At 32.1% G+C, this 20,984-nt stretch carries 21 protein-coding genes and 2 tRNA genes; 14 read left to right on the forward strand and 9 right to left on the reverse strand.

Annotated features, from left to right (window positions below):
* Positions 1 to 78 precede the first annotated feature (78 nt).
* The 6 genes from AB3G36_RS00535 to AB3G36_RS00560 all read left to right on the forward strand — a co-directional run bounded on the left by AB3G36_RS00535 (position 79) and on the right by AB3G36_RS00560 (position 5,129).
* A complete protein-coding gene (locus AB3G36_RS00535; protein WP_367754955.1) occupies positions 79 to 1,227 on the forward strand; it encodes a porin in 1,149 nt (382 codons plus the stop codon).
* Positions 1,228 to 1,253: 26 nt separating this feature from the next.
* Positions 1,254 to 2,201 carry a PstS family phosphate ABC transporter substrate-binding protein gene (locus AB3G36_RS00540; protein WP_367754956.1) on the forward strand — a complete coding sequence of 316 codons (948 nt, stop codon included), beginning with the start codon at positions 1,254 to 1,256 and terminating at the stop codon, positions 2,199 to 2,201.
* Positions 2,202 to 2,290: 89 nt separating this feature from the next.
* Positions 2,291 to 3,184, forward strand: coding sequence for a phosphate ABC transporter permease subunit PstC (pstC, locus tag AB3G36_RS00545; RefSeq protein ID WP_367754958.1), 894 nt, complete (start codon positions 2,291 to 2,293; stop codon positions 3,182 to 3,184).
* 10 nt (positions 3,185 to 3,194) lie between these two features.
* Positions 3,195 to 4,034, forward strand: a complete 840-nt coding sequence (gene pstA / locus AB3G36_RS00550; protein ID WP_367754960.1) for a phosphate ABC transporter permease PstA — start codon at positions 3,195 to 3,197, stop codon at positions 4,032 to 4,034.
* Positions 4,031 to 4,792 carry a phosphate ABC transporter ATP-binding protein PstB gene (pstB, locus tag AB3G36_RS00555; RefSeq protein WP_367754962.1) on the forward strand — a complete coding sequence of 254 codons (762 nt, stop codon included), beginning with the start codon at positions 4,031 to 4,033 and terminating at the stop codon, positions 4,790 to 4,792. The genes pstA and pstB overlap by 4 nt, the downstream gene beginning before the upstream one ends.
* Before the next feature lie 109 nt (positions 4,793 to 4,901).
* Positions 4,902 to 5,129: a hypothetical protein gene (locus tag AB3G36_RS00560; protein WP_367754964.1), complete on the forward strand. Its 228-nt coding sequence runs from the start codon at positions 4,902 to 4,904 to the stop codon at positions 5,127 to 5,129.
* A 128-nt stretch (positions 5,130 to 5,257) separates the two neighbouring features.
* On the opposite strand, the gene AB3G36_RS00565 is transcribed toward AB3G36_RS00560, so the two are convergent.
* From AB3G36_RS00565 to der, 3 genes are all read right to left on the reverse strand, one after another.
* Positions 5,258 to 6,049 (reverse strand): SDR family oxidoreductase, encoded by a 792-nt coding sequence (locus AB3G36_RS00565; RefSeq protein ID WP_367754966.1) that lies wholly within the window; start codon positions 6,047 to 6,049, stop codon positions 5,258 to 5,260.
* A gap of 104 nt (positions 6,050 to 6,153) precedes the next feature.
* A complete protein-coding gene (locus AB3G36_RS00570; protein ID WP_367754968.1) occupies positions 6,154 to 8,934 on the reverse strand; it encodes an outer membrane beta-barrel protein in 2,781 nt (926 codons plus the stop codon).
* 90 nt (positions 8,935 to 9,024) lie between these two features.
* Positions 9,025 to 10,335 (reverse strand): ribosome biogenesis GTPase Der, encoded by a 1,311-nt coding sequence (gene der / locus AB3G36_RS00575; RefSeq protein ID WP_367754970.1) that lies wholly within the window; start codon positions 10,333 to 10,335, stop codon positions 9,025 to 9,027.
* A 104-nt stretch (positions 10,336 to 10,439) separates the two neighbouring features.
* Between der and AB3G36_RS00580 the strand changes: the two genes are divergently transcribed.
* Complete coding sequence (locus AB3G36_RS00580) at positions 10,440 to 10,937, forward strand: hypothetical protein (protein WP_367754972.1); 498 nt, start codon at positions 10,440 to 10,442, stop codon at positions 10,935 to 10,937.
* A gap of 69 nt (positions 10,938 to 11,006) precedes the next feature.
* On the opposite strand, the gene era is transcribed toward AB3G36_RS00580, so the two are convergent.
* Positions 11,007 to 11,888, reverse strand: a complete 882-nt coding sequence (gene era / locus AB3G36_RS00585; RefSeq protein WP_367754974.1) for a GTPase Era — start codon at positions 11,886 to 11,888, stop codon at positions 11,007 to 11,009.
* A gap of 116 nt (positions 11,889 to 12,004) precedes the next feature.
* On the opposite strand from era, the gene AB3G36_RS00590 reads away from it, so the two are divergent.
* Positions 12,005 to 12,077, forward strand: a tRNA-Met gene (locus AB3G36_RS00590).
* Between the two features lie 34 nt (positions 12,078 to 12,111).
* A tRNA-Met gene (locus tag AB3G36_RS00595) sits at positions 12,112 to 12,184 on the forward strand.
* Positions 12,185 to 12,423: 239 nt separating this feature from the next.
* Here AB3G36_RS00595 and AB3G36_RS00600 read toward each other — a convergent pair.
* Positions 12,424 to 12,618 carry a hypothetical protein gene (locus AB3G36_RS00600; protein WP_367754976.1) on the reverse strand — a complete coding sequence of 65 codons (195 nt, stop codon included), beginning with the start codon at positions 12,616 to 12,618 and terminating at the stop codon, positions 12,424 to 12,426.
* Positions 12,619 to 12,699: 81 nt separating this feature from the next.
* Here AB3G36_RS00600 and AB3G36_RS00605 point away from each other — a divergent pair, with 81 nt between their 5' ends.
* Complete coding sequence (locus AB3G36_RS00605; RefSeq protein ID WP_367754978.1) at positions 12,700 to 13,326, forward strand: alpha/beta hydrolase; 627 nt, start codon at positions 12,700 to 12,702, stop codon at positions 13,324 to 13,326.
* A 108-nt stretch (positions 13,327 to 13,434) separates the two neighbouring features.
* Here the strand turns inward: AB3G36_RS00605 and AB3G36_RS00610 are convergent, their stop codons facing one another.
* Positions 13,435 to 14,289, reverse strand: a complete 855-nt coding sequence (locus AB3G36_RS00610; RefSeq protein ID WP_367754980.1) for a leucine-rich repeat domain-containing protein — start codon at positions 14,287 to 14,289, stop codon at positions 13,435 to 13,437.
* Between the two features lie 180 nt (positions 14,290 to 14,469).
* Between AB3G36_RS00610 and AB3G36_RS00615 the strand changes: the two genes are divergently transcribed.
* Positions 14,470 to 14,952 (forward strand): DUF1761 domain-containing protein, encoded by a 483-nt coding sequence (locus tag AB3G36_RS00615; protein WP_367754982.1) that lies wholly within the window; start codon positions 14,470 to 14,472, stop codon positions 14,950 to 14,952.
* Between the two features lie 61 nt (positions 14,953 to 15,013).
* Here the strand turns inward: AB3G36_RS00615 and AB3G36_RS00620 are convergent, their stop codons facing one another.
* Entirely contained in the window at positions 15,014 to 15,292 is a 279-nt protein-coding gene (locus tag AB3G36_RS00620; protein ID WP_367754984.1) for a 4a-hydroxytetrahydrobiopterin dehydratase, read from the reverse strand.
* Positions 15,293 to 15,388: 96 nt separating this feature from the next.
* Between AB3G36_RS00620 and AB3G36_RS00625 the strand changes: the two genes are divergently transcribed.
* Positions 15,389 to 16,537, forward strand: a complete 1,149-nt coding sequence (locus AB3G36_RS00625; RefSeq protein WP_367754985.1) for a GNAT family N-acetyltransferase — start codon at positions 15,389 to 15,391, stop codon at positions 16,535 to 16,537.
* 15 nt (positions 16,538 to 16,552) lie between these two features.
* On the opposite strand, the gene AB3G36_RS00630 is transcribed toward AB3G36_RS00625, so the two are convergent.
* Complete coding sequence (locus AB3G36_RS00630) at positions 16,553 to 17,422, reverse strand: diacylglycerol kinase family protein (protein WP_367754987.1); 870 nt, start codon at positions 17,420 to 17,422, stop codon at positions 16,553 to 16,555.
* Between the two features lie 63 nt (positions 17,423 to 17,485).
* Between AB3G36_RS00630 and AB3G36_RS00635 the strand changes: the two genes are divergently transcribed.
* Entirely contained in the window at positions 17,486 to 18,454 is a 969-nt protein-coding gene (locus tag AB3G36_RS00635) for an App1 family protein (protein ID WP_367754989.1), read from the forward strand.
* Positions 18,455 to 18,621: 167 nt separating this feature from the next.
* Here AB3G36_RS00635 and AB3G36_RS00640 read toward each other — a convergent pair whose 3' ends face one another.
* Positions 18,622 to 20,529, reverse strand: coding sequence for an ABC-F family ATP-binding cassette domain-containing protein (locus AB3G36_RS00640; protein ID WP_367754991.1), 1,908 nt, complete (start codon positions 20,527 to 20,529; stop codon positions 18,622 to 18,624).
* A 74-nt stretch (positions 20,530 to 20,603) separates the two neighbouring features.
* On the opposite strand from AB3G36_RS00640, the gene AB3G36_RS00645 reads away from it, so the two are divergent.
* Positions 20,604 to 20,984 carry a DUF983 domain-containing protein gene (locus AB3G36_RS00645; RefSeq protein ID WP_367754993.1) on the forward strand — a complete coding sequence of 127 codons (381 nt, stop codon included), beginning with the start codon at positions 20,604 to 20,606 and terminating at the stop codon, positions 20,982 to 20,984.

The following is a 20,984-nucleotide window of genomic DNA, read 5'->3' on the forward strand; positions in this document are numbered from 1 at the left end:
CGGGCATACTAAGCACTGTTTCATTAGAAATAAAAAAAAGAAAATAAAAAAGTATCCAATAAAGATTTAAAAATAAAAATGAAAACAAAATACATACTCCTACTGATCATCACTTTTTTTTCAGTCGAAATAGTTTCGGCACAATCATCAGATGACATAATCAATTTACTAATTCAAAAAGGCATTGTAAAACAAACTGATGCTGATTCGCTTCGTGCTGAATATGCTTTCAAACAACAAGAAGTAAAAGAAAAACAAAAACTATTTAATATTCTTTCCAGCCGCAATATTACTATTGGTGGTTACACCCAGGTTCGCTATCAATCTTTACAAGAGCCAGGAAAGCCAGACGGTTTTGACATAAGAAGAGCTCGTTTTGATCTAAAAGGCAATTTTTCGCCAGAATGGGAATACCGATTACAAACCGATTTTGCAATCAACACCAAAATAATAGATGCCTATTTTGTCTACAAACCATTTGAGTTCTTAAAAATAACAGGAGGACAATTTTTAATTCCCAATTCATTAGAAAGTACCACTTCGGACAATTTATTAGAAACCATTGACCGCGCTCAAATAAGTGGCTTAACAGGACGAAATAAAGATGCAATAGGAGATCAAAATGGCCGCGATATAGGAATACAAGCGAGTGGTAGTTTATTCAAAACAGCTTCAAATCGTTTTTTACTAGATTATTATGTAGCTTATTTTGATGGACAAGGAATCAATATCGCTGCCGATAAAAACGAATCCAAAGACATTGCAGCTAGAATTGTAGGTCATCCTTATTCCTTTTTGGATTTTGGTATCTCATATTCAAACGGTCATGACTCATGGACTACGCCAGCTAGAAACCAAGACCAAGTACGTACTGGAGCTGATGTCGCAGTAAATTATAATGACTTTTCATTTAGAGCCGAATATTTACAAGCACAACAAGGCACTTATATTGTAAATGGAGTAAATAGAGATCTACTTAAGGACGGCTGGTATGCGCAGCTAGGCTATTTTGCACTACCTAAAAAACTACAATTTGTAGCAAAATACGACACGTTTGACCCTACAAAAAACAATCCTAAAAACGACATAACTTCATTCTATACCCTTGGTGCCAATTTATATCCAAATTCATTTGTGAAATTTCAAGTCAACTACAAGCACAAAAGTGAACAAGGATATTCAATCAACAAAGATGAAGTCATCGCACAACTACAATTAAAATTCTAATTAATAAAATCCCTAAAATAAATAAAATGAAAACAAATAAAATCACATTAATAGCCGTAATAATTTTAGTATTGGCAAATGCGACCGCTTCAAAAGTAGTGGCACAAGATTTAAAAGGAAATATCAGTATCTCTGGAGCATTTGCTTTGTATCCAATTACAGTAAAATGGGCCGAAGAATTCAAAAAAATCAATCCAAATGTAAAAATTGACATTCAAGCAGGAGGAGCTGGAAAAGGAATAACTGATGTACTTTCTAAAGTAACAGATATTGGTTTAGTATCTCGTGATCTAAATGCGGCAGAGTTTAAAAAAGGAGCTTTTGCCATTGCTGTAACTAAAGATGCTGTGATACCTACAATAAGTGCGACGAGTCCATACAAAAAAATACTGTATGAAAAAGGAGTTAAAAAAGAGGCATTTAACCACATCTTTATTACTGGAAAATACAAAACATGGAATAACTTAGGTTTTAAAAGCGAAGCTCCAATACATGTTTATACTAGATCTGATGCATCAGGAGCTGCTGAAACTTGGGCTAAATATTTCAATAAAAAACAGGAAGATTTACAAGGTGTGGCTGTCTTTGGTGATCCAGGTTTAGCACAGGCAGTAAAAAGAGATCCTTCTGGATTAGGGTTCAATAATATCGTGTATATCTATGATACCAAAACAAATAAACCAACAAATGGAGTTATTCCAGTACCAATAGATTTGAATAACAATGGAAAATTAGATCCAGATGAGAATTTTTATGATGATATCAATCAATTAATTGCGGCTATTGTTAGTGGAAAATATCCATCGCCTCCCGCTAGAGATTTATATTTTGTAACTGTAAATAAACCTACTAATCCAATCGTAAAAGAATTTATAAAATACATTCTTACTGATGGACAGAAATTTGTTCAAGAAGCAGGATATATTAAGTTTTCAAAAGAAAAAATCGCTAAAGAGTTAGAGAAAGTAAAATAAATAAATCGTTTCATATTCCCTTTAGCAATAATGGAAAGAACTTATAATTCCTTCTACAATCGAACTAATTGGAGTTTAAATAATAAAAAATGAAAAACATACGACTCCAGAAAGACAGTGCATTGAGCAAACTATTTTTAGTACTGACACTATTATCAATTTCTACAGTACTATTTATAGGTTTGGGTTTGTTTTACAAATCTTTCCCTCTATTAAAAACACATTCTTTGACTAATTTACTATTTTCATCAGAATGGAAACCTTTCAAAGAAGCCTTCGGATTTTATCCTTTTATTATTGGAACACTATGGGTAACGGCAATAGCAATATGTATCGCATTGCCACTATCAATACTTACGGCAATCTTTCTTTCAGAATATGCTCCAATAAAAATCCGGAAATTGATTTTGCCGCTTATTGAATTATTATCAGGAATACCACCTGTTCTTTTTGGAGTTTGGGGCGTGCTGGTTATCGTTCCATTAATACAAGATAAGATAGCGCCTCATTTTATAACATTCACAACAGGATATTCTATACTGGCAGGAGGGATTGTATTGGCCATTATGATTTTTCCGCTTATTATCAGTATTCTGATAGAAGTGTTTGATAATGTTCCGCAAGAGCTAAGAGATGCTTCATTAGCTCTGGGTGCAACAAAATGGCAAACCACAAAAAAAGTACTTCTTAGAAAAACATCTGATGGGATAATAGCGGGAGTAGTTCTGGCCATTTCCAGAGCATTTGGAGAAACTATCGCCGTATTAATGGTTTGTGGAAACTTAGCACAAGTCCCAAATACGGTTTTTGATTCAGGATATCCTTTGCCCGCACTTATTGCTAATAATTATGGAGAGATGATGTCGATTCCTATGTATGACTCGGCACTAATGTTTGCTGCTTTGCTCCTATTTGTCATTATCTTTTTGTTTAATGCCCTGTCCAGAATTATTTTATTCCGAATTGAAAAAAGAACCAATTAAATCCATCAAGATGAGAAAATTAGAAGAAAATATAGTTAAATTTTTGATGGTACTCAGTACATTCATCATCAGTAGTACTTTGTTCCTGATATTGTATACCATTTTTTCAAAAGGTATCGGATCCTTGAGTTGGGACATGATTTCAAAAATTCCAGAAGGAGGATTTTACATTGGTAAAGGAGGAGGAATTCTGAATGCTATAATTGGGTCCATATACATAACTATTGGCGCTACATTTCTAGGTCTATTAATCAGCATTCCTGTTGTAATTTACATCAATGTTTATGCAAATAAAAACTCGCTCTTAGCTAACATTACGAGATTGAGTTATGATATTTTATTTGGAATTCCATCGATTGTTTATGGAGCCTTTGGATTTGCCATCATGGTATATATGGGATTAAAAACCTCATTAATAGCGGGTATTATAACAGTAACTTTATTGATAATCCCCATTCTTGTACGAGCCATAGATGAAGCGGTACGGGTTATTCCTGAAGAAATGAGCAGTGCGGTTTATTCCCTTGGAGGAACACGTTATGAAACAGCCAAAATTTTATTGCGACAATCTATTCCTGGAATCATAACCGCTATTTTATTATCATTTGGTAGAGCAATTGGTGATGCAGCTTGTGTACTTTTCACTGCTGGTTTTACAGATAGTATTCCAACTTTACTTGATCAACCTGCAGCAACACTGCCACTATCCATATTTTTTCAATTAAGCAGTCCAATACAAGAAGTCCAAAACAGAGCCTATGCATCAGCAGTTATATTAACTATAATAGTTCTGGTTATAAGTATCTCAGCAAAAATAATAAGCAAAAATCTTTCAAAAAATAAAATATGATCTTTCAACCACATATTAGTATACAAAACTTAAACGTACACATTGGAGAAAACCACATCCTTAAAAACATCAATCTGGATATTCCTGATAAAAAAGTAACGTCATTAATTGGCCCTTCTGGATGTGGAAAAACAACGCTTTTAAAAACCATGAACCGATTGCTAGACCGACAAACTGATGTACGTGTAGAAGGAAAAGTTTTAGTTGATGGCGAAAACATCTATGATCCAAAAATTGAAGTTACACACATTAGAAAAAAAATGGGGTTACTCTCGCAAAGACCTTTTCCGTTACCAATGAATATCTATGACAATATTGCTTATGGGCAACGAATTCATGGAAATAATAACAAAAAAGAATTAGATGAAATTGTAGAAAAACAACTTCGGGCTGTAAATCTTTGGGATGAAGTCAAAGACCGATTAAAATCGCCTGCGACACGTTTATCCATAGGGCAACAACAACGATTGTGTTTAGCAAGAGGACTTGCTATTGAACCCGAAATCATTTTGGGTGACGAGCCTACCTCAGCATTGGATCCCATTTCTACACAACATATAGAAGAATTGTTTTTGCAGCTTAAGGACAAATATACCATTGTATTGGTAACACATATCCTTCGACAAGCACGCAGGGTTTCTGACTATATTGGTTTTGTGTATATGGGTGAAATTATTGAATTTGGTCCTACCGAGGAAATATTATTAAACCCGAAAGAAAAATTGACTAAGGACTATGTAAAAGGTTTTTTGAGTTAGATTGTAGCGTTAAAATCCACAGTTTTGTATTTAAAATTAACATATTGATTATAAGTTATTTAACTTATAAAAAAGTGCATTTATCGTAACTTTAATAGAAAACAAAGCCATGAAAAATTTTGCAATTCAACTCGTGTGGTTTACCACTTTGTATGTATTTATTTTTGCCGGTTTATGTCAATTCAACATCCCATTAACGGTATTAATCAGTTTACTCATTTTTGGACATTTATTAATACTCTTTATGGTTTATACAGTTCTCAAAGATAAATACACCACTACAAAAACCTTTAAAGACTGGTATGAAGATCATCCCATGGACACTTTGGATGAGTAAACACCATTAGTTTCATTAAAGGTATTGATGTAAGAATGCGGCTCAGCTGCTGCTATTTCTGCTATAGGAAGAAGGCATTAAAGTTTCACTACATGCCTTCTTCCTTTTTTTATTGCAAAGATCAAAAACTAACGTACTTTACTTTTTAATACAAAACGATGCAGCAACTTCGGAAAAAAGCGTTTTAAATAAATGCCTAAAACTTCTTTTCCGCCAATGTATGCCTCAAATTTTTTAGCCTCTACTGCCCTAACTAATTTTTTGGCAAACACTCCTACTGCCATTCCGTTTAAGGTTGCAATATCATCCTTATTTTGTTTTGTACCATCTCCTGTGAGTGCATTTATAGCCACATTAGTCTGAATAAAACCAGGGCAAATTAATGTTACATTGATATTATCTTTTTCATGCTCCATACGTAACACATCAAAAAAACCGTGTAAAGCATGTTTTGCACCACAATAACCGGAACGATATGGAGAGCCAAATTTCCCCATCAAACTGGTAATAGTTACAAAATGTCCTTTTTGATTTTGAATAAAATGAGGCAATAATGCCTTTGATAATGCTACAGTGCCCAGATAATCCACTTCAATCAATTTTTTATCCACTTCAAAGTCTGTTTCTACCAAAAGAGAACGTTGACTTACTCCCCCATTATTTATAAGAATGTCAATTTTTCCAAAAAAAGAAATTGCATCGGCTACCTGTTTTTTGGCATTATCAAAATCCGACAAATCAAATGGTAAAACAACCACTTCAGAATTCGCACATTTGGATTTTACCCGTTCTAAGTTTTCAATATTACGCGCCGATAGAATGAGTTTACAATTGCGGCCTGATAACTCATAGGCCAAGGCCTTTCCTATGCCACTTGAAGCTCCTGTTATCCAAACTACCTTGTTATTTATGGAATCCATTTTTTTTTATAAATGTAAAAAAGTTTATCGAGTTATGACTAACTCGATAAACTTTCTACCTTAAACGGGAAAATTACCCCCTGTTGCTCCTATTTTTTTAATGTTTAATGAAACATCATTCCACCACGAGAAGGTTTTTCTTTTCCCGCAAATTTCTCTAATTTATAGGTCAATGAAAACATTACGTATCGTTTTAAAACAATATTTTCTTCATCAACTAGTGTTGTTGGAGTTATAGTCCTGCTAGTACTTTGATTTTGATTTAAAAGATCATAGACCTTCACTTTTGCTGTCATCTTTTTTTCAAAAAAACTATAAGCCAAACTCGTATTCCATAAATAGAAATCTTTTTTAAAACCATCAGCAATATTGGAATTGTAGGTATAACCGAAATCATTTCCAAATACCCAATTCTTTGGCCAATAATTAGTAGTTTGAATATTAAATTGATGCACTACATTTGAAGCAGATTGCACTATATAATTAGAGTATTGATTTTCATTGTATGATAAGTTATAAGATGGATTGATAGACCACAACTCACCATAGTCATAAGAAAAACTAACACGCGGTTTAAGTTGAAGTGATTTGGCTTCAAATAATTCGTTATTAGCAAACCCTTTTATTAATGAATAATTGGCATTTAGACCTACACTATATTTAAAATTGTGCTTCTCATTTTTTATAGATTTATTCCAATTCGCTCCAAAAAATGACGAATAAGTCCCTGAAACATTTTCGTATGTCAAGCGTCTTTTTCGATTAGAGTCATAATTAGTCGAAGAAACTATTTGGCTATCATAAACATTTCCTCCCACATAAAGATTATAACCGGAACGTGTCGCAAAGTCATAGTTTCGAAAACTAAAATAACCCATATGATACTTATTGGGGTTTAAGTTTGGATTACCTATAATCGAATTTAAAGGGTCAGCTAAATTTTCAATTGGTAAAATTTGGCTTGCAGTCGGGAAGTCAACATTATAACTATAACTCGTCCAAATCGATTTAGACTTATTAATTTTATAACTAAGCCTAGCATTTAAAAAAGGGAGCACATAGTTTCTATCCAAATTTGTTTTTGCATCCAGATAAAAAGAATTATTTTGAAATACACTTATTGAAGGTCCTGCATTCACGTTGAAACTGTATTTTTTCTTTTCGATACTAAACCCAGCTTTTGGTCTAATCGTTTTAATAATGGAGGAACTAAAATTAGTCAGAAGCTCATTTTCTTCTGAATAGGTTTGTGAAGTCTCATTAAAATCAAATGCTTTTCTATCTTCAGATGTTTTGACCCATTTATAATCGAATCCTATTCTAACTTTCAAAGAATCTCCTATTGGTTCCGTATATTCAATTTCGGCAGTATAGCTATCTTTTAAATTTTTATTCTTCTTAATTTGATCTCTAATATCATCTGGATCTTCACTTTGATAAAAAATCGTTTTTGATTGATTCAACGCATTCAAAAGTTCTTTTGAATTTTCATTGTCAAAAACTAAATTTAAAAATCTGCCTTTTTTATTTAATTTTTTGCTGAAATTAATTGAATTACTAAACGTTGTTTTATCACTGTCATCAAAAGTTTTAGAACTACTCTCATTAAGCAATTGATTCGATTCATCTCTAGAAGATTCAAAAGAATCATTGCTATTTTTCTTGGTTGAAGAATTAAATTTTGGAGAAACAATCAAAGTAGCCGTTGAGTCAATTTTGTATTCAAAACTAGCATTGAAATTATGCCCCATGCGATCTTCACTTGTTTTTGCATTTGATTCAGTAGTAAAATTACCAGACGGCAAGAAATTAACTTGTTTGGTTCTGTTTACATTGTTAGCATTAGCTTTAGTGAAAAAATAACTTCCACTAGATTCTAAATCTTTAACCCACTGATCAGCATAATTAATTCCAACCATATCAGACTGTGTTATCCCATTTGATCCTCCACCAAATCGCAAACCACCAATACCATAAGAGCCATCACTATAAAAATACCTAGTACTCCTTCCTCCTCCCATATTATCAAAAACTTCATCCATGGAAAACCCCGTTGAATTAATGTTATTTGAAGAAGCTAATACACTAATTTTTCTTTTATTGTTAAAATAATTCATTAATGCACTACTTTCATAGCGGTCATCAGACCCAAAGCCTCCCATGAATTTACCAAAGAAGCCTTTATTTTTATCTTCATCAATTGTTAAATTGATACTTGCATTATTTGAACTAGATGCTTGCCCTGTTAATTCTTCTTTTTTGGTTTTTGTGTCAGATATTTGGACTTTATTAATGATATCAGAAGGTAAGCTTTGTAGTGCAATCTTACCGTCTTTATCGAAAAAGGGTTTTCCGTTTACTAAAATTTGGTTCACTTCTTTTCCGTTAACCGTAATTTTTCCATCGGTATCAATTACCACTCCTGGTAATTGTTTCAATAATGTTTCAACATTAGAATCTGGACGGACTTTAAAAGAAGAGGCATTAAATTCTAGAGTGTCTTTCTTTATTCTAATTGGTGGGGCTTCACTTTTTATTACAACTTCCCCTAAAGTATATGCGTTTTCAATCAAATGCAAAGTACCAAAATCCTTTTCTTTAAGAATTTCTTTAAATTCTTGTTTGTACACTTTGTATCCAATGTAGGAAACTTTTAAGAAAAATGGTTTTGTGATGGGTTTGGTAGAGATTATAAACAAACCGTTTTTATCTGAAATAGTGTAGTCAATAACGGTTGAATCTTTGACGGACGATAAATATACAGTAACTGATTCTAAAGGAATCTGCGTATCACCATCTATAATTTTCCCAGATAATTTAATGCTGTTTTGAGCAAATGAAGCGCAACAAATGAACAGTAGTATTTGTAGAAAGTATTTTTGCATAAAAAAATTAGCTATTATTGATTTAACAACAATAGCTAATTAAGTCTTTTGTAACACAGTGACAATTTTTGTTAAGAAAATTTTAACAAACTATTTCTCTCTAATATAGATATCTATTGGCACTCCTGAAAAGTCCCAGTTGTCACGAATTTTATTTTCAAGATAACGTTTGTACGGTTCTTTTACGTATTGTGGCATATTAGCAAAAAACACAAACTGAGGCGTTGGTGTTGGTAATTGCATACAATATTTAATTTTTACATATTTCCCTTTTGTTGCTGGTGGCGGGTATGCTTCAATCACTTTCAACATGTATTCGTTGAATTTTGAAGTAGCAATACGTTGTTGTCTGCTTTCATACACTTTTACCGTAGCTTCTAATGCTTTCAATAAACGTTGTTTTGTTAATGCAGATACAAAAAGAATAGGCACATCCGTAAATGGCATTAATTCTTCTCTAATTTTATCTTCATAATCTCTAGTAGACATGGTTTCTTTTTCAACTAAATCCCATTTGTTTACTAAGATTACAACCCCTTTTCTGTTTTTTTCAGCCAACCAAAAAATACTTTGATCTTGACCTTCAAATCCACGAGTAGCATCAATAATTAAAATACAAATATCAGCATGTTCAATGGCACGAACAGAACGCATTACAGAATAAAATTCTAAATCTTCCTTCACTTTAGCCTTACGACGGATTCCCGCTGTATCCACTAAATTGAATTCGAAACCAAAACGGTCAAATTTTGTATCAATAGAATCACGAGTTGTCCCCGCAATATCAGTAACTATATAACGATCTTTTCCAATCAATGCATTGATAAAACTTGACTTTCCAGCATTTGGACGACCTACAACTGCAAAACGAGGTAATGCAATTTCCTCTTGTGTTGGTTCTGGTTTTATAGGGAATGCTTCAATTAAAGCATCTAATAAATCTCCAGTTCCACTTCCTGAAATACTTGCAAAAGTGTAATATTCCCCTAATCCTAGGTTGTAAAACTCAATGGCATCTTTTTCACGCATTGCGTTATCTACCTTATTTACAGCTAGTAAAACAGGCTTAGTCACTTTACGCAATAATCTCGCAACGGCATCATCCATTGGTGTGATCCCTTCTTCAACATCAACTACAAATATGATAACATCAGCCTCATCGATAGCCAATTCTACTTGTTTACGGATTTCGCCTTCAAAAACATCATCAGAACCACGTACATAACCTCCTGTATCAATTACAGAAAATTCCTTTCCATTCCATTCACTTTTACCATAGTTTCTGTCACGGGTAACTCCCGAAACTGAATCTACTATAGCTTCTCTTCTTTGTATCAGCCTATTAAAAAGGGTTGATTTCCCTACATTAGGTCTTCCTACTATCGCAACAATATTGTTCATAATATAAATTCAAATATTTTGCAAAGGTAGTGTAAAAAGCGTGAATATCAATTATTTTACTATATTAGCTATAACCATCCTTTTAACTCCCTAAAATGTATTGTATGGATACTGAAAATGAGATTACACTTCGTTTGCGTTTTCAAAAAGATAGTAAGGAAAATAGTAGTTCAATACTCCTGAAGTTTGAAAACTATTCTAAAATGAAATCGGATAATTTTACCATTAAGACAAGTGACAATCACATTTGGCTAGACATAGTCCCAGCAAAAAGAAAGTATTGGACCCCGCATCTGCATCTAGAATTAGAACCTAAAAGTGATTCCGAAACTCATATTAGAGGATTATATGGACCAGACCCCACACTTTGGACCTTCTTCATGTTTCTCCATTTTATAATTGCAGGTATATTTCTAATTTTTTGTGCGATTGCTTATTCGGACTATATTTTAAAAAATTCCATTACTTTAGATTTGATTATCATCACGTTGATGACTTTCTTTTGGTTTTTCCTATATTATCTAGCTAAATCCATTCGGAAAAAAGGACATCCGCAAATGAACGAATTGGAAAATTATTTTAATACCATTTTAGAATCGTAATAAAAATAAAAAAGCCCCGATACAATCGCTAAAGATCGTATCGGGGCTTTTAATATAACTTCAATAAAACTATTGATTGTAACCAAAACGTTTTAACATATTGGCATTGCTTCTCCAGTTTTTATTTACCTTCACATATAGTTCAATATGTATTTGTTTCCCAAAAAACTTCTCTAAATCAGCACGAGAATCCATCCCCACTTTCTTTAAAGCGGCTCCTTTGTGACCTATTATAATTCCTTTTTGAGTTTCGCGCTCCACCATAATCAAAGAACGGATTCTAATGATGTTCTCATCCTCAAAAAACTCTTCAGTTACAATTTCTACCGCATAAGGAATTTCTTTGCTGTAATTCAATAAGATTTTCTCACGAATAGTCTCGTTAACGAAAAAACGTTCCGGTTTATCTGTTAATTGATCTTTTGGATAATACGCTGGTGATTCTGGTAAAAGACTAATTATTCTTTGGAAAACTTCAGGAACATTAAAGTTTTGTAATGCTGATATTGGAAAAATTTCGGCATTAGGTACTTTTTCAGCCCAGAAAGCTACTTGTTCTTCTAATTTTTCTTGATTAGAAGTATCTATTTTATTCAATAATAATAGTACTGGAATTTTGGCGTGGATGATTTTATTGAAAAAAGCTTCATCTTTCAAATCTTGCTCTCCTATTTCGACCATGTAAATCAAAATATCAGCATCTTCAAAGGCTGACTTTACGAAGTTCATCATCGATTCCTGCATTTCGTATGCTGGCTTAATGATTCCAGGAGTATCCGATAAAATCATTTGAAAATCTTCTCCGTTTACAATCCCTAAAATTCTGTGACGTGTTGTTTGTGCTTTAGAAGTAATGATTGATAATCTTTCTCCAACAAAGGCATTCATTAATGTTGATTTACCAACATTTGGATTTCCAATGATATTTACAAAACCTGCTTTATGTGACATTTAATATGTATTTATTTTGCAAAGGTAGTTATATCAAGTCAATAGATGAAATAAAACATTTTTTTAAATTTATCTTGCAAATACCAAATTTCGTTGTACCTTTGCACCCGAAACAACGCGGGATAGAGCAGTAGGCAGCTCGTCGGGCTCATAACCCGAAGGTCACTGGTTCGAGTCCAGTTCCCGCTACTAAGTTAATTTTATTGAGATTACAAACGCACATCGCGGGATAGAGCAGTAGGCAGCTCGTCGGGCTCATAACCCGAAGGTCACTGGTTCGAGTCCAGTTCCCGCTACTAAGAAAGCTTCACAGAAATGTGAAGCTTTTTTCTATTTAAGACGACAATAGCCTGAACATCCTAGTCAATCCCCTCAGTAACTTTTATTATTTAATCGCTTTTTTAAGCTTATCTAAAGAATCATCATTCAATAACTTGATTTGATCTATTGCTAAACCCGCAATTGCCAAAGCGCCTTTTTTACTTAAAGGAGTATTATCCGATTTTCCTTCTGGATAATATGGAATCTCCCCTGATTAGAAATGTAAATGCAGCCCTTTTAATTTTTCGGGAATATATGAAGCTTCTAATAATTCGGAATAATATTCTAAATCTACAAAAGGTACTTTATATTCTTGTGCTACCAGACGAGTTTCTAATGGATAATCACCATGCGTCCCAACTAAAACCCTATTTTCATTAAAATTCCTCCTTGCAATTGATGAAAACAAAATTGGAATCGCTGTAATAGTTTTCCCAGGAGGAGGTTATTCACATTTAGCAATAAATAAAGAAGGGAATAAAATTGCAGAATGGTTAAATACAATGGGGATAACACAGCCTATGTATTAAAATATAGGTTACCAACTGATCAAATAATGAAAGATAAAACTACTGGACCATTGCAAGATGCACAAGAAGCAATCCGGTACGTGAGACGAAATGCTGCTAAATGGAATATAAATAAAAATAAAATTGGAATTATTGGATTTTCTGCTGGAGGACATTTAGCCTCAACACTAGCTACACATTATAATGAAAAGGTTTATCAATCAACAGACACTGCAAATGCTCGTCCAAACTTTTCCCTCTTAATTTACCCAGTAATTTCTATGAATAGTGAGATTACTCATCTAGGCTCACAAACTAATTTATTAGGAAGTCAATCTTCAGCATCATCAATAGAGAAGTTCTCCAATGAGTTACAAGTAACGTCCGAAACTCCAGAGGCTTTTCTTGTACACGCATCGGACGACACAGTGGTATCAGCAAAAAATAGCATTGTTTATTATGAAGCTTTAATCAAACATAAAGTTCCAGTAGAGCTCCATTTATATGAGAAAGGTGGTCATGGTTTTGGATTGGGTAAAGAACACAGCAGTAAATATTGGACGACTGACTGTCAAAATTGGCTAAAAGAACACAAATATGTTGATTAGAAAAAGTTTCCTTCAAAAAAAAACCTGTGATGTTTTACATCACAGGTTAAACTAACTAAATTTATCACAAAAACTTATTTTAAAACAACCAAATTTTATAATATATTATTAATCTTCAGATACTAATGGTCTTTCAACATCCATTTTTACATCTAATAGTACTGCAACACCTTTATCATTAACCATTGTCATATTTAAAGTATCTAATACTGCCAATTTTCTTGATGTTAAACCACTAAACATATTGTATGAAATATTCATTTCTTTTAGATTATTTAATTTCTCTAAATCGAAAGGAACTTGTCCATCCATATTATTTTCAAATAAGCTAAGGTTTTCTAAATTTTCTAAATTTGCAACATTAACACTTAATTTCCCAACTATTTTATTACTATTTAAAAGCAACACTTTTAATGTTTTTACTTCATAAAGAGAGTTAGGTATTTGACCTTCAATTTCATTATTAAAAACGGCTAAAGTTTCTAAAGATTTTAAATTCCCAATTTGAGAAGGCAATTCACCAGAAATTCTATTCATGTAAAGTTCAAGATCTTTTAAATTATTCATTTCACAAATAGTAGCTGGTATAATTCCAGTCAATTTATTAAACGAAAGATCAAGTACTTTAAGTTCTTTTAAATTTTCCAAAGCATAAGGTATACTTCCAGAAATATTATTTTTATGTAAATTTAATTCTTGTAAATTGACTAAGCTTGAAATTTCACTAGGAATTTCACCAACTAAGTTATTATCAGATAAATTGATAGCAATTACTTTGTCTCCATCTAATTTGACACCATACCAAGTAGAAATTGGGGTATTTAAATCCCATTTTGTAGTCCAATTGTCTCCATTAGTTGCTTTATACAATTTCAACAGCACTGCCTTATCAGAAACAGAAACATCTGCCATCATCGAAAATGATGTTAAAACAGTTAAAAGTAGAGTTAAAATATTTTTCATAATAATTGGGGTATTACTTATTTAATAGAATAAAAGTACATACAAAGGAGTTTATCAACAAATAAAATCGATGAAATACATCATTTGTAATTATAATGGTATAATATTCCTACAAAAAAACTAATTTTTTATTAATAAAAAAATTATTACATTTGAAATATCAACTTTAAACATAACCTTATGGAAATTAACTTTTTAGCACTTATTGTTGCTGCAATTTCAACATTACTAGTCGGTTTTGTATGGTATCATCCAAAAGTTTTTGGAACAATATGGATGAAAGAGTCAGGAATGACTGAAGACAAAATGAAAGGCGGCAATATGGCCTTGATTTTTGGCATGGCCGTTTTTTATGCTTTTTTAATTGCTATGGTCCTTCAAACCCTAACCATTCATCAATTTGGAGCCTTAAGTATGGTTGGCGGTGACGCTACAATTGCAAAACCATCTTACACAGCATTTATGGCAGATTACGGAACAGCATTTAGAACTTTTAAACATGGAGCGTTACATGGTTTTATTACCGGTTTATTTCTTGCATTACCCATTATTGGAACAAATGCACTTTTTGAAAGAAAAAGCTACAAGTACACGTTAGTAAGTGGTGGTTTTTGGATCGTATGTTTTATGCTAATGGGCGGAATTATTTGTGCTTGGAAATAAAAACTAAATATTCTACTCTCTATTAAAATCTCATTTCATAAAAAATGAAATGAGATTTTTTTTAAAAAAGCTGTTCGATTGAATTTGCTAATTCAAAATCTTTATCAGTAAGTCCGTTGGCACTATGTGTTGATAATCTAATATCTACTTTATTATACACATTAAACCACTCTGGATGATGATTTTGTTTCTCAGCCAGCAATCCAACTTGAACAATAAACCCTAGCGCTTCACTAAAATTTTTAAAAATAAAATTCTTCTCAATGGCTTCATTTTTAAAAAACCAACCTTTCATGTCTCGCAATTTGGGTTGAGCTGTTTTTTCATTGTACTTTTCCATAACAATATGTTTTTATTAAAATTAGTTAAAATTCATATAATCTCTTTCTCATTTAACTTTATATATTAATTTAGACAAATACTAATTAACTATCTATTGGGCTCAAACTTTTCATTTCAAATCTATTCTTCCTCAAAAAATCTACCTATTGGCTGGGATTCATTAGTTGTTGACAACATCTTTCTTTCAAGTGATTATTTATCTGTTCTAGAATCATCTGCTCCTACAAATATGGATTGCCATTTTATTGGTTTGTTTCAAGACCAAGAATTAGTTGGCGCAGCTTTGTCTCAATTTATTAATTTAAGTGAGGTAAGTTCTTTTGGAGAAAGAGATCATTGCTTAAAAACGGTGATTCGGAATTTAGTTTTTAAAAATCTTAGTTCGAAAGTATTAGTAATTGGAAACAATATGCTTACTGGTCAAAATAGTTACCGCTTTAATGAAAAATTACCAGTAGCTGAAGGCTTAATTTTATTAGAAAAAGCGTCTGAAGAATTAAAGAAAATATTCAACCAAAAAGGGTTAAAAATACATCTCACCATCTTTAAAGATTTTGCAAACCAAGAAATTCAAAATTTTAAAATTCCTGAGTACAATCCTTTTTTCAACTTTTCTACACAACCAAACATGGTTTTTTATATTCAAGAATCATGGAATATATTTGATGATTATATCAATGATTTATCCAAAAAATATAGAGATCAATACAAGAGAGCAAGAAAAAAAGCAACAACTATTACTAAGAAAAAATTATCTCTAGAAGAAATAAAAGAATACAATATCAGAATACATGAGTTATATATGAATGTAGCAAAGAACGCACCTTTTAATACTTTTTATTTGCCTGAAAATCATTTTGAAGAATTTAAAAAAGCACTAAAAGACCAGTTTCTTTTTTACGGTTATTTTATTGATAATGAATTAATTGGATTTAATACCTTAATAAAAAATGGCAAAGACATTGACACCTATTTCTTGGGATATGATGAGAAGCACCAACGTGAAAAAATGTTATATCTCAATATGTTGTATGATATGATTGGTTATTCAATCAATAAAGGATACAAACGAATCATTTTTGCAAGAACAGCTTTAGAAATAAAAAGTTCGGTAGGCGCAAAACCAATTAAAATGTATGGTTTAATGAAACATAGCAATCCTTTTATTAATTTATTTGTTTCAAAAACGTTTAGTTATTTTGAACCTGTAATGAAATGGCAAGAAAGAAACCCTTTTAAATAATAGAAACATTACATATTATGGAATCGCTATCCTCATTTTTTGAGCAGAAATTGAAATATTAAGTTCCATTTCTAACCCATAATATTCTCCGTCAATTTGAAAACTAACCGGCCTATCTGTTTTGATTATGGCTTTGTCCGTTGAAATAATCTCAATGTCTTCGGTATCTAATGGTAAATTCCCTGTAATAATTTTGCCAAAAACAAGCAAATCTAAATTTTTTATAATTACCAATTCAAATTTACCATCATTCATCAGTCCGTTTGGATTTATAGTCACTCCTGTTCCATATTTTTGAGAATTAGCAACAACAATCATTTGTGCTAAACAGTCAAACTTTTTTCCATTTGCCTCTATTGTTGCATTAAAAGGATCTTCTCTATCAATCAAAGTATTAAATGCTTGCAAAGCATAGCCCCATTTACCATGCAGCGCATTATTTTCATAGTTTTTAATAAGCGAAGCATTCAACCCTAAGTCACTTAAATGCAAACTTTTTTTACCGTTTATTACAACTATATCTATTTCTACATAATCATTATGAAAACATATCGTTAAATTCTCCTCAAGAGTCTTTGGTAAATTTAAATCGGTTGCTAATCCATTTGCTGATCCTGCAGGTAAAATTCCAAAAATAACTTCAGCATTTTCTAATGCTTCCACTGCTAACTTTATAGTACCATCTCCTCCAGCTACAATTATTCTTTCTGGTTTGAATGTATTATAAATTTCTTTAATCTTTTTGCTATCAGCATCCCCTGTTGTTTCATATAATACAAAGTTAAGGTTTTCCTTAGCGGCATAAAGTGCAGTTGCCTCTATAAATTCTGATTTGTCAATACCTCCTGACACAGGATTAGTAATCATTACGATATTCTTTTTCAAAGTTTTATTGCTTTTATTGCTTAAAAATAATTAATTTTCAACTTACTTCAAAAGTACTACAAAATGAGACCTATATTAAAATTATATCGAGGTTATGCAAATGAGCAAGAGTTAATTGTGATGGGGCATGTTTTCAAGCCTACAAAAAAGAAAGATTATGACTTTCTTTCAAAAAATTTCAAAAATGCAAGTTCAGTTATAAGTATGTTCAGAATAAAAACAATGGCAAATGCCGATGTTTATTTGACCCATAACAATACCAAAATTCACACAAAAACATTAATAGACGGCTATTTTAAATTTTGTATTCCATTAGATCAAAACATTCATTATGGTTGGATTGATTATGAAGTGAGTATTATTCACGAAACGCATACCATTACAAGTAAGGAGAGCTTCATTCGACCATTCAAAGGAAATCTTGGAATTATCTCAGATATAGATGATACTTTTTTAGTTTCTTACACGATTAATCCACTCAAAAAACTATATCACCTTTTATTTAGAAATGTAAATACCAGAAAAATTTTCGCAGATGTAGCCCAGCATTATCAAGCCTTAAGCACTGCTGGAAGAAAAAAAAATGAAGAACTAAATGCTTTTTTTTATGTTTCTAGTAGTGAATGGAACTTATATCGTTTCCTAGTGAAATTTACAGACATCCACAAATTACCAAAAGCTGTTTTATTATTAAAAGACATTAAAACAAGTTTGACTAACTTTTTTTGGACTGGACGTGGAGGTCATAATCATAAATTTGACAAAATAAAACATGTTTTAGAATTCTATCCAAATCTAAAATATGTCTTAATTGGTGATGATTCTCAACATGATCCATTTCTTTACGAAGCTATTAGTAAAATTTTCCCTTTAACCGTTAAGGTTATTTACATTCGGCAAACGGGCAAACATAAGAAAACTAAGGTGATTAAAGCCTTAACTAATCTAGAAACCTTAAATATTTCCGTTTGCTATTTTAAAACTAGTACTGAAGCAATTGCTCATTCAAAAAAAATAGGGTTAATTGATTAAAAAATAGTCTTCAAATTCATACACTTATAGCCCAGATAGGAATGAAAATCCTTTCCATAAAAAAAATCCTTTTTTACAACTGAGGCAGAGCGACCAAAGGAAGCTCCTGCTACAGTTTTGTAAAAAAAGATTTTTTGTGGAAAGATTGTAATGAATAGCTGGATTGGCTACAAATTATCTATTTCTTCTTGTACGTTTTCCCAGTCAGCTAATAATTTATCTAACTCGGCTTTCTTTTTATTGTAGGCTGTAAAAAACTTAGCATCTTCTATGTGTTTGTCATAATTAGAAGCAAGCATTTTATCATCATTTTGAATGTCTTTTTCCAATTGCTTGATTTGGCTTTCGACTTTACTCAAGCGATTCTGTAACGATTTCCCTTTCTTTTGATCTTCGTATGATGCTTTATTACTTTCTTTAGGTGCTGCAGCTTTTTGAGCATCTTTTTTCTCGACTTCACGCATATTCTCTAAATTGCGTTGCTCCAAGAAATAGTTTATATCACCCAAATATTCCTTTATCTTTTGATCTTTGAACTCATAAACAAGATTTGACATTCCCTGTAAGAAATCTCTATCGTGAGAAACCAAAAGTAAAGTTCCCCCAAATTTTTGCAAGGCTGCCTTTAGCACATTCTTAGATTTAATATCCAGGTGATTCGTAGGCTCATCCATCAGCAAAACATTGATGGGCTGCAATAATAATTTACAAAGTGCCAAACGGTTTCTTTCCCCTCCTGAAAGCACCTTTACCTTTTTCTCTACATCATCACCACGAAATAAGAACGAGCCTAACATGTCACGGACCTTCATTCGGTTCGTATCAGCAGCGGCATCTTCCATAGTTTGAAGTAACGTAATTTCTCCGTCTAAGTATTCTGCTTGGTTTTGGGCAAAATAACCCAATTGTACATTGTGTCCTAATTTAATAGTACCGTCGTATTCGAACTCGTCCACTATCGCTTTGATAAAAGTAGATTTCCCTTGTCCATTTTGACCAACGAAAGCAATTTTACTTCCTCTTTCAACTAATAAATTAATGTCTTTTAAGATCGTTTTATCACCGTAACTTTTGGTTACATTTTCAGCTTCAACTACTACTCTACCTGGCTCTTTAGAGACTGGAAAAGTGATGTTCATCACCGAATTATCATCTTCATCTACTTCAATACGTTCAATTTTATCTAATTTCTTAATCATAGACTGTGCCATAGAAGCTTTGGAAGCTTTGGCACGGAATTTCTCAATTAATTTTTCTGTTTCTTCAATTTTTTTCGCTTGATTCTTTTGTGTGGCCAATTGTTTCTCGCGAATTTCATGACGCAATTCTAAATATTGAGAATAAGGCTTGTTAAAATCATACGCTTTTCCTAACGAAATTTCGATCGTTCTGTTGGTTACATTATCCAAAAACATTTTATCGTGCGAAACAATAACAACAACTCCAGGGTAATTACGTAAGAAACTCTCTAACCAAATGATACTTTCGATATCCAAGTGATTGGTAGGCTCATCGAGTAACAATACATCATTAGCTTGTAATAATAATTTGGCTAATTCGATACGCATTCTCCAACCTCCAGAAAAAGTTTCTGTTTGATTATTAAAAACTTCTCTTTTAAAACCAAGACCAAGAAGAATTTTCTCCGTATCTCCCACGTAATTATAACCACCCAACAATTCAAAGCGATGCGTATAATCCGATAAATCTTCAATTATTTTTGAATATTCTTCACTTTCATAATCAGTACGAGTGACCAATAAGTGATTAATTTCTTCTAATTTTTTTTCTACAATTTTAATATCTATAAAAGCTTCATATGCTTCTTCTAGAACTGTACGTCCTTGCTCAAAATCAATGTCTTGACGCAAAAAACCCATCCTAACATCTTTTTCTTGAGAAATCACACCTGTGTCAGGAAGAAAATCTCCTGCTAACATTTTTAGCATGGTCGATTTACCTGCACCATTCTTTCCAACAAGACCTACTCGATCTCCAGCTCCAAGACGAAATGTTACTTCTTCAAATAAATAAGTACCTCCGAATGAAACGGATAAATTGTGTATATTAAGCATGTATTATGAGTTTATTCCTTTTTGAATTTGTAAATTTACAACTTCCAGAAAAGGAAAAATTAAATTTTTTGCAAATGTTAAAAAAAGGATCCAAATTATATAGCATTTTAACAGGAACTTGTCCTAAATGTCAGAAAGAGAGCATGTATTTAGATCAAAACGTGCTGCATTTGGGCAATATTTTAAAAATGAATGAAAAATGCAGTCATTGTGGTCTAAAATATCAAATTGAACCCTCCTTCTTTTATGGAGCTATGTACGTTAGTTATGGGCTAAATGTAGCTACAGGAATTGCTGCGTTTATAGTTTCCTATTTAATTTTTGGCTCCTCTTTAAAAGTGGCTTTTATAGCTATAATAGCATCTATTATTATATTATTCCCATTTATATTAAGATGGTCAAGAAATATCTATATTAATATGTTTGTTTCTTACGATCCAAATTTTAAAGCTTAA

Origin of the sequence: Flavobacterium sp. WC2430 (genome assembly GCF_040822075.1) — a bacterium.
In the GTDB taxonomy this organism is placed as follows: Bacteria; Bacteroidota; Bacteroidia; order Flavobacteriales; family Flavobacteriaceae; genus Flavobacterium.

Bases quoted from the DNA above. Each gene is read 5' to 3' on its own strand.
- AB3G36_RS00535 (WP_367754955.1), top strand. From the start codon at position 79: ATGAAAACAAAATACATACTCCTACTGATCATCACTTTTTTTTCAGTC.
- AB3G36_RS00540 (WP_367754956.1), top strand. From the start codon at position 1,254: ATGAAAACAAATAAAATCACATTAATAGCCGTAATAATTTTAGTATTG.
- pstC (WP_367754958.1), top strand. From the start codon at position 2,291: ATGAAAAACATACGACTCCAGAAAGACAGTGCATTGAGCAAACTATTT.
- pstA (WP_367754960.1), top strand. From the start codon at position 3,195: ATGAGAAAATTAGAAGAAAATATAGTTAAATTTTTGATGGTACTCAGT.
- pstB (WP_367754962.1), top strand. From the start codon at position 4,031: ATGATCTTTCAACCACATATTAGTATACAAAACTTAAACGTACACATT.
- AB3G36_RS00560 (WP_367754964.1), top strand. From the start codon at position 4,902: ATGAAAAATTTTGCAATTCAACTCGTGTGGTTTACCACTTTGTATGTA.
- AB3G36_RS00565 (WP_367754966.1), bottom strand. From the start codon at position 6,049: ATGGATTCCATAAATAACAAGGTAGTTTGGATAACAGGAGCTTCAAGT.
- AB3G36_RS00570 (WP_367754968.1), bottom strand. From the start codon at position 8,934: ATGCAAAAATACTTTCTACAAATACTACTGTTCATTTGTTGCGCTTCA.
- der (WP_367754970.1), bottom strand. From the start codon at position 10,335: ATGAACAATATTGTTGCGATAGTAGGAAGACCTAATGTAGGGAAATCA.
- AB3G36_RS00580 (WP_367754972.1), top strand. From the start codon at position 10,440: ATGGATACTGAAAATGAGATTACACTTCGTTTGCGTTTTCAAAAAGAT.
- era (WP_367754974.1), bottom strand. From the start codon at position 11,888: ATGTCACATAAAGCAGGTTTTGTAAATATCATTGGAAATCCAAATGTT.
- AB3G36_RS00605 (WP_367754978.1), top strand. From the start codon at position 12,700: ATGGTTAAATACAATGGGGATAACACAGCCTATGTATTAAAATATAGG.
- AB3G36_RS00610 (WP_367754980.1), bottom strand. From the start codon at position 14,289: ATGAAAAATATTTTAACTCTACTTTTAACTGTTTTAACATCATTTTCG.
- AB3G36_RS00615 (WP_367754982.1), top strand. From the start codon at position 14,470: ATGGAAATTAACTTTTTAGCACTTATTGTTGCTGCAATTTCAACATTA.
- AB3G36_RS00620 (WP_367754984.1), bottom strand. From the start codon at position 15,292: ATGGAAAAGTACAATGAAAAAACAGCTCAACCCAAATTGCGAGACATG.
- AB3G36_RS00635 (WP_367754989.1), top strand. From the start codon at position 17,486: ATGAGACCTATATTAAAATTATATCGAGGTTATGCAAATGAGCAAGAG.
- AB3G36_RS00640 (WP_367754991.1), bottom strand. From the start codon at position 20,529: ATGCTTAATATACACAATTTATCCGTTTCATTCGGAGGTACTTATTTA.
- AB3G36_RS00645 (WP_367754993.1), top strand. From the start codon at position 20,604: ATGTTAAAAAAAGGATCCAAATTATATAGCATTTTAACAGGAACTTGT.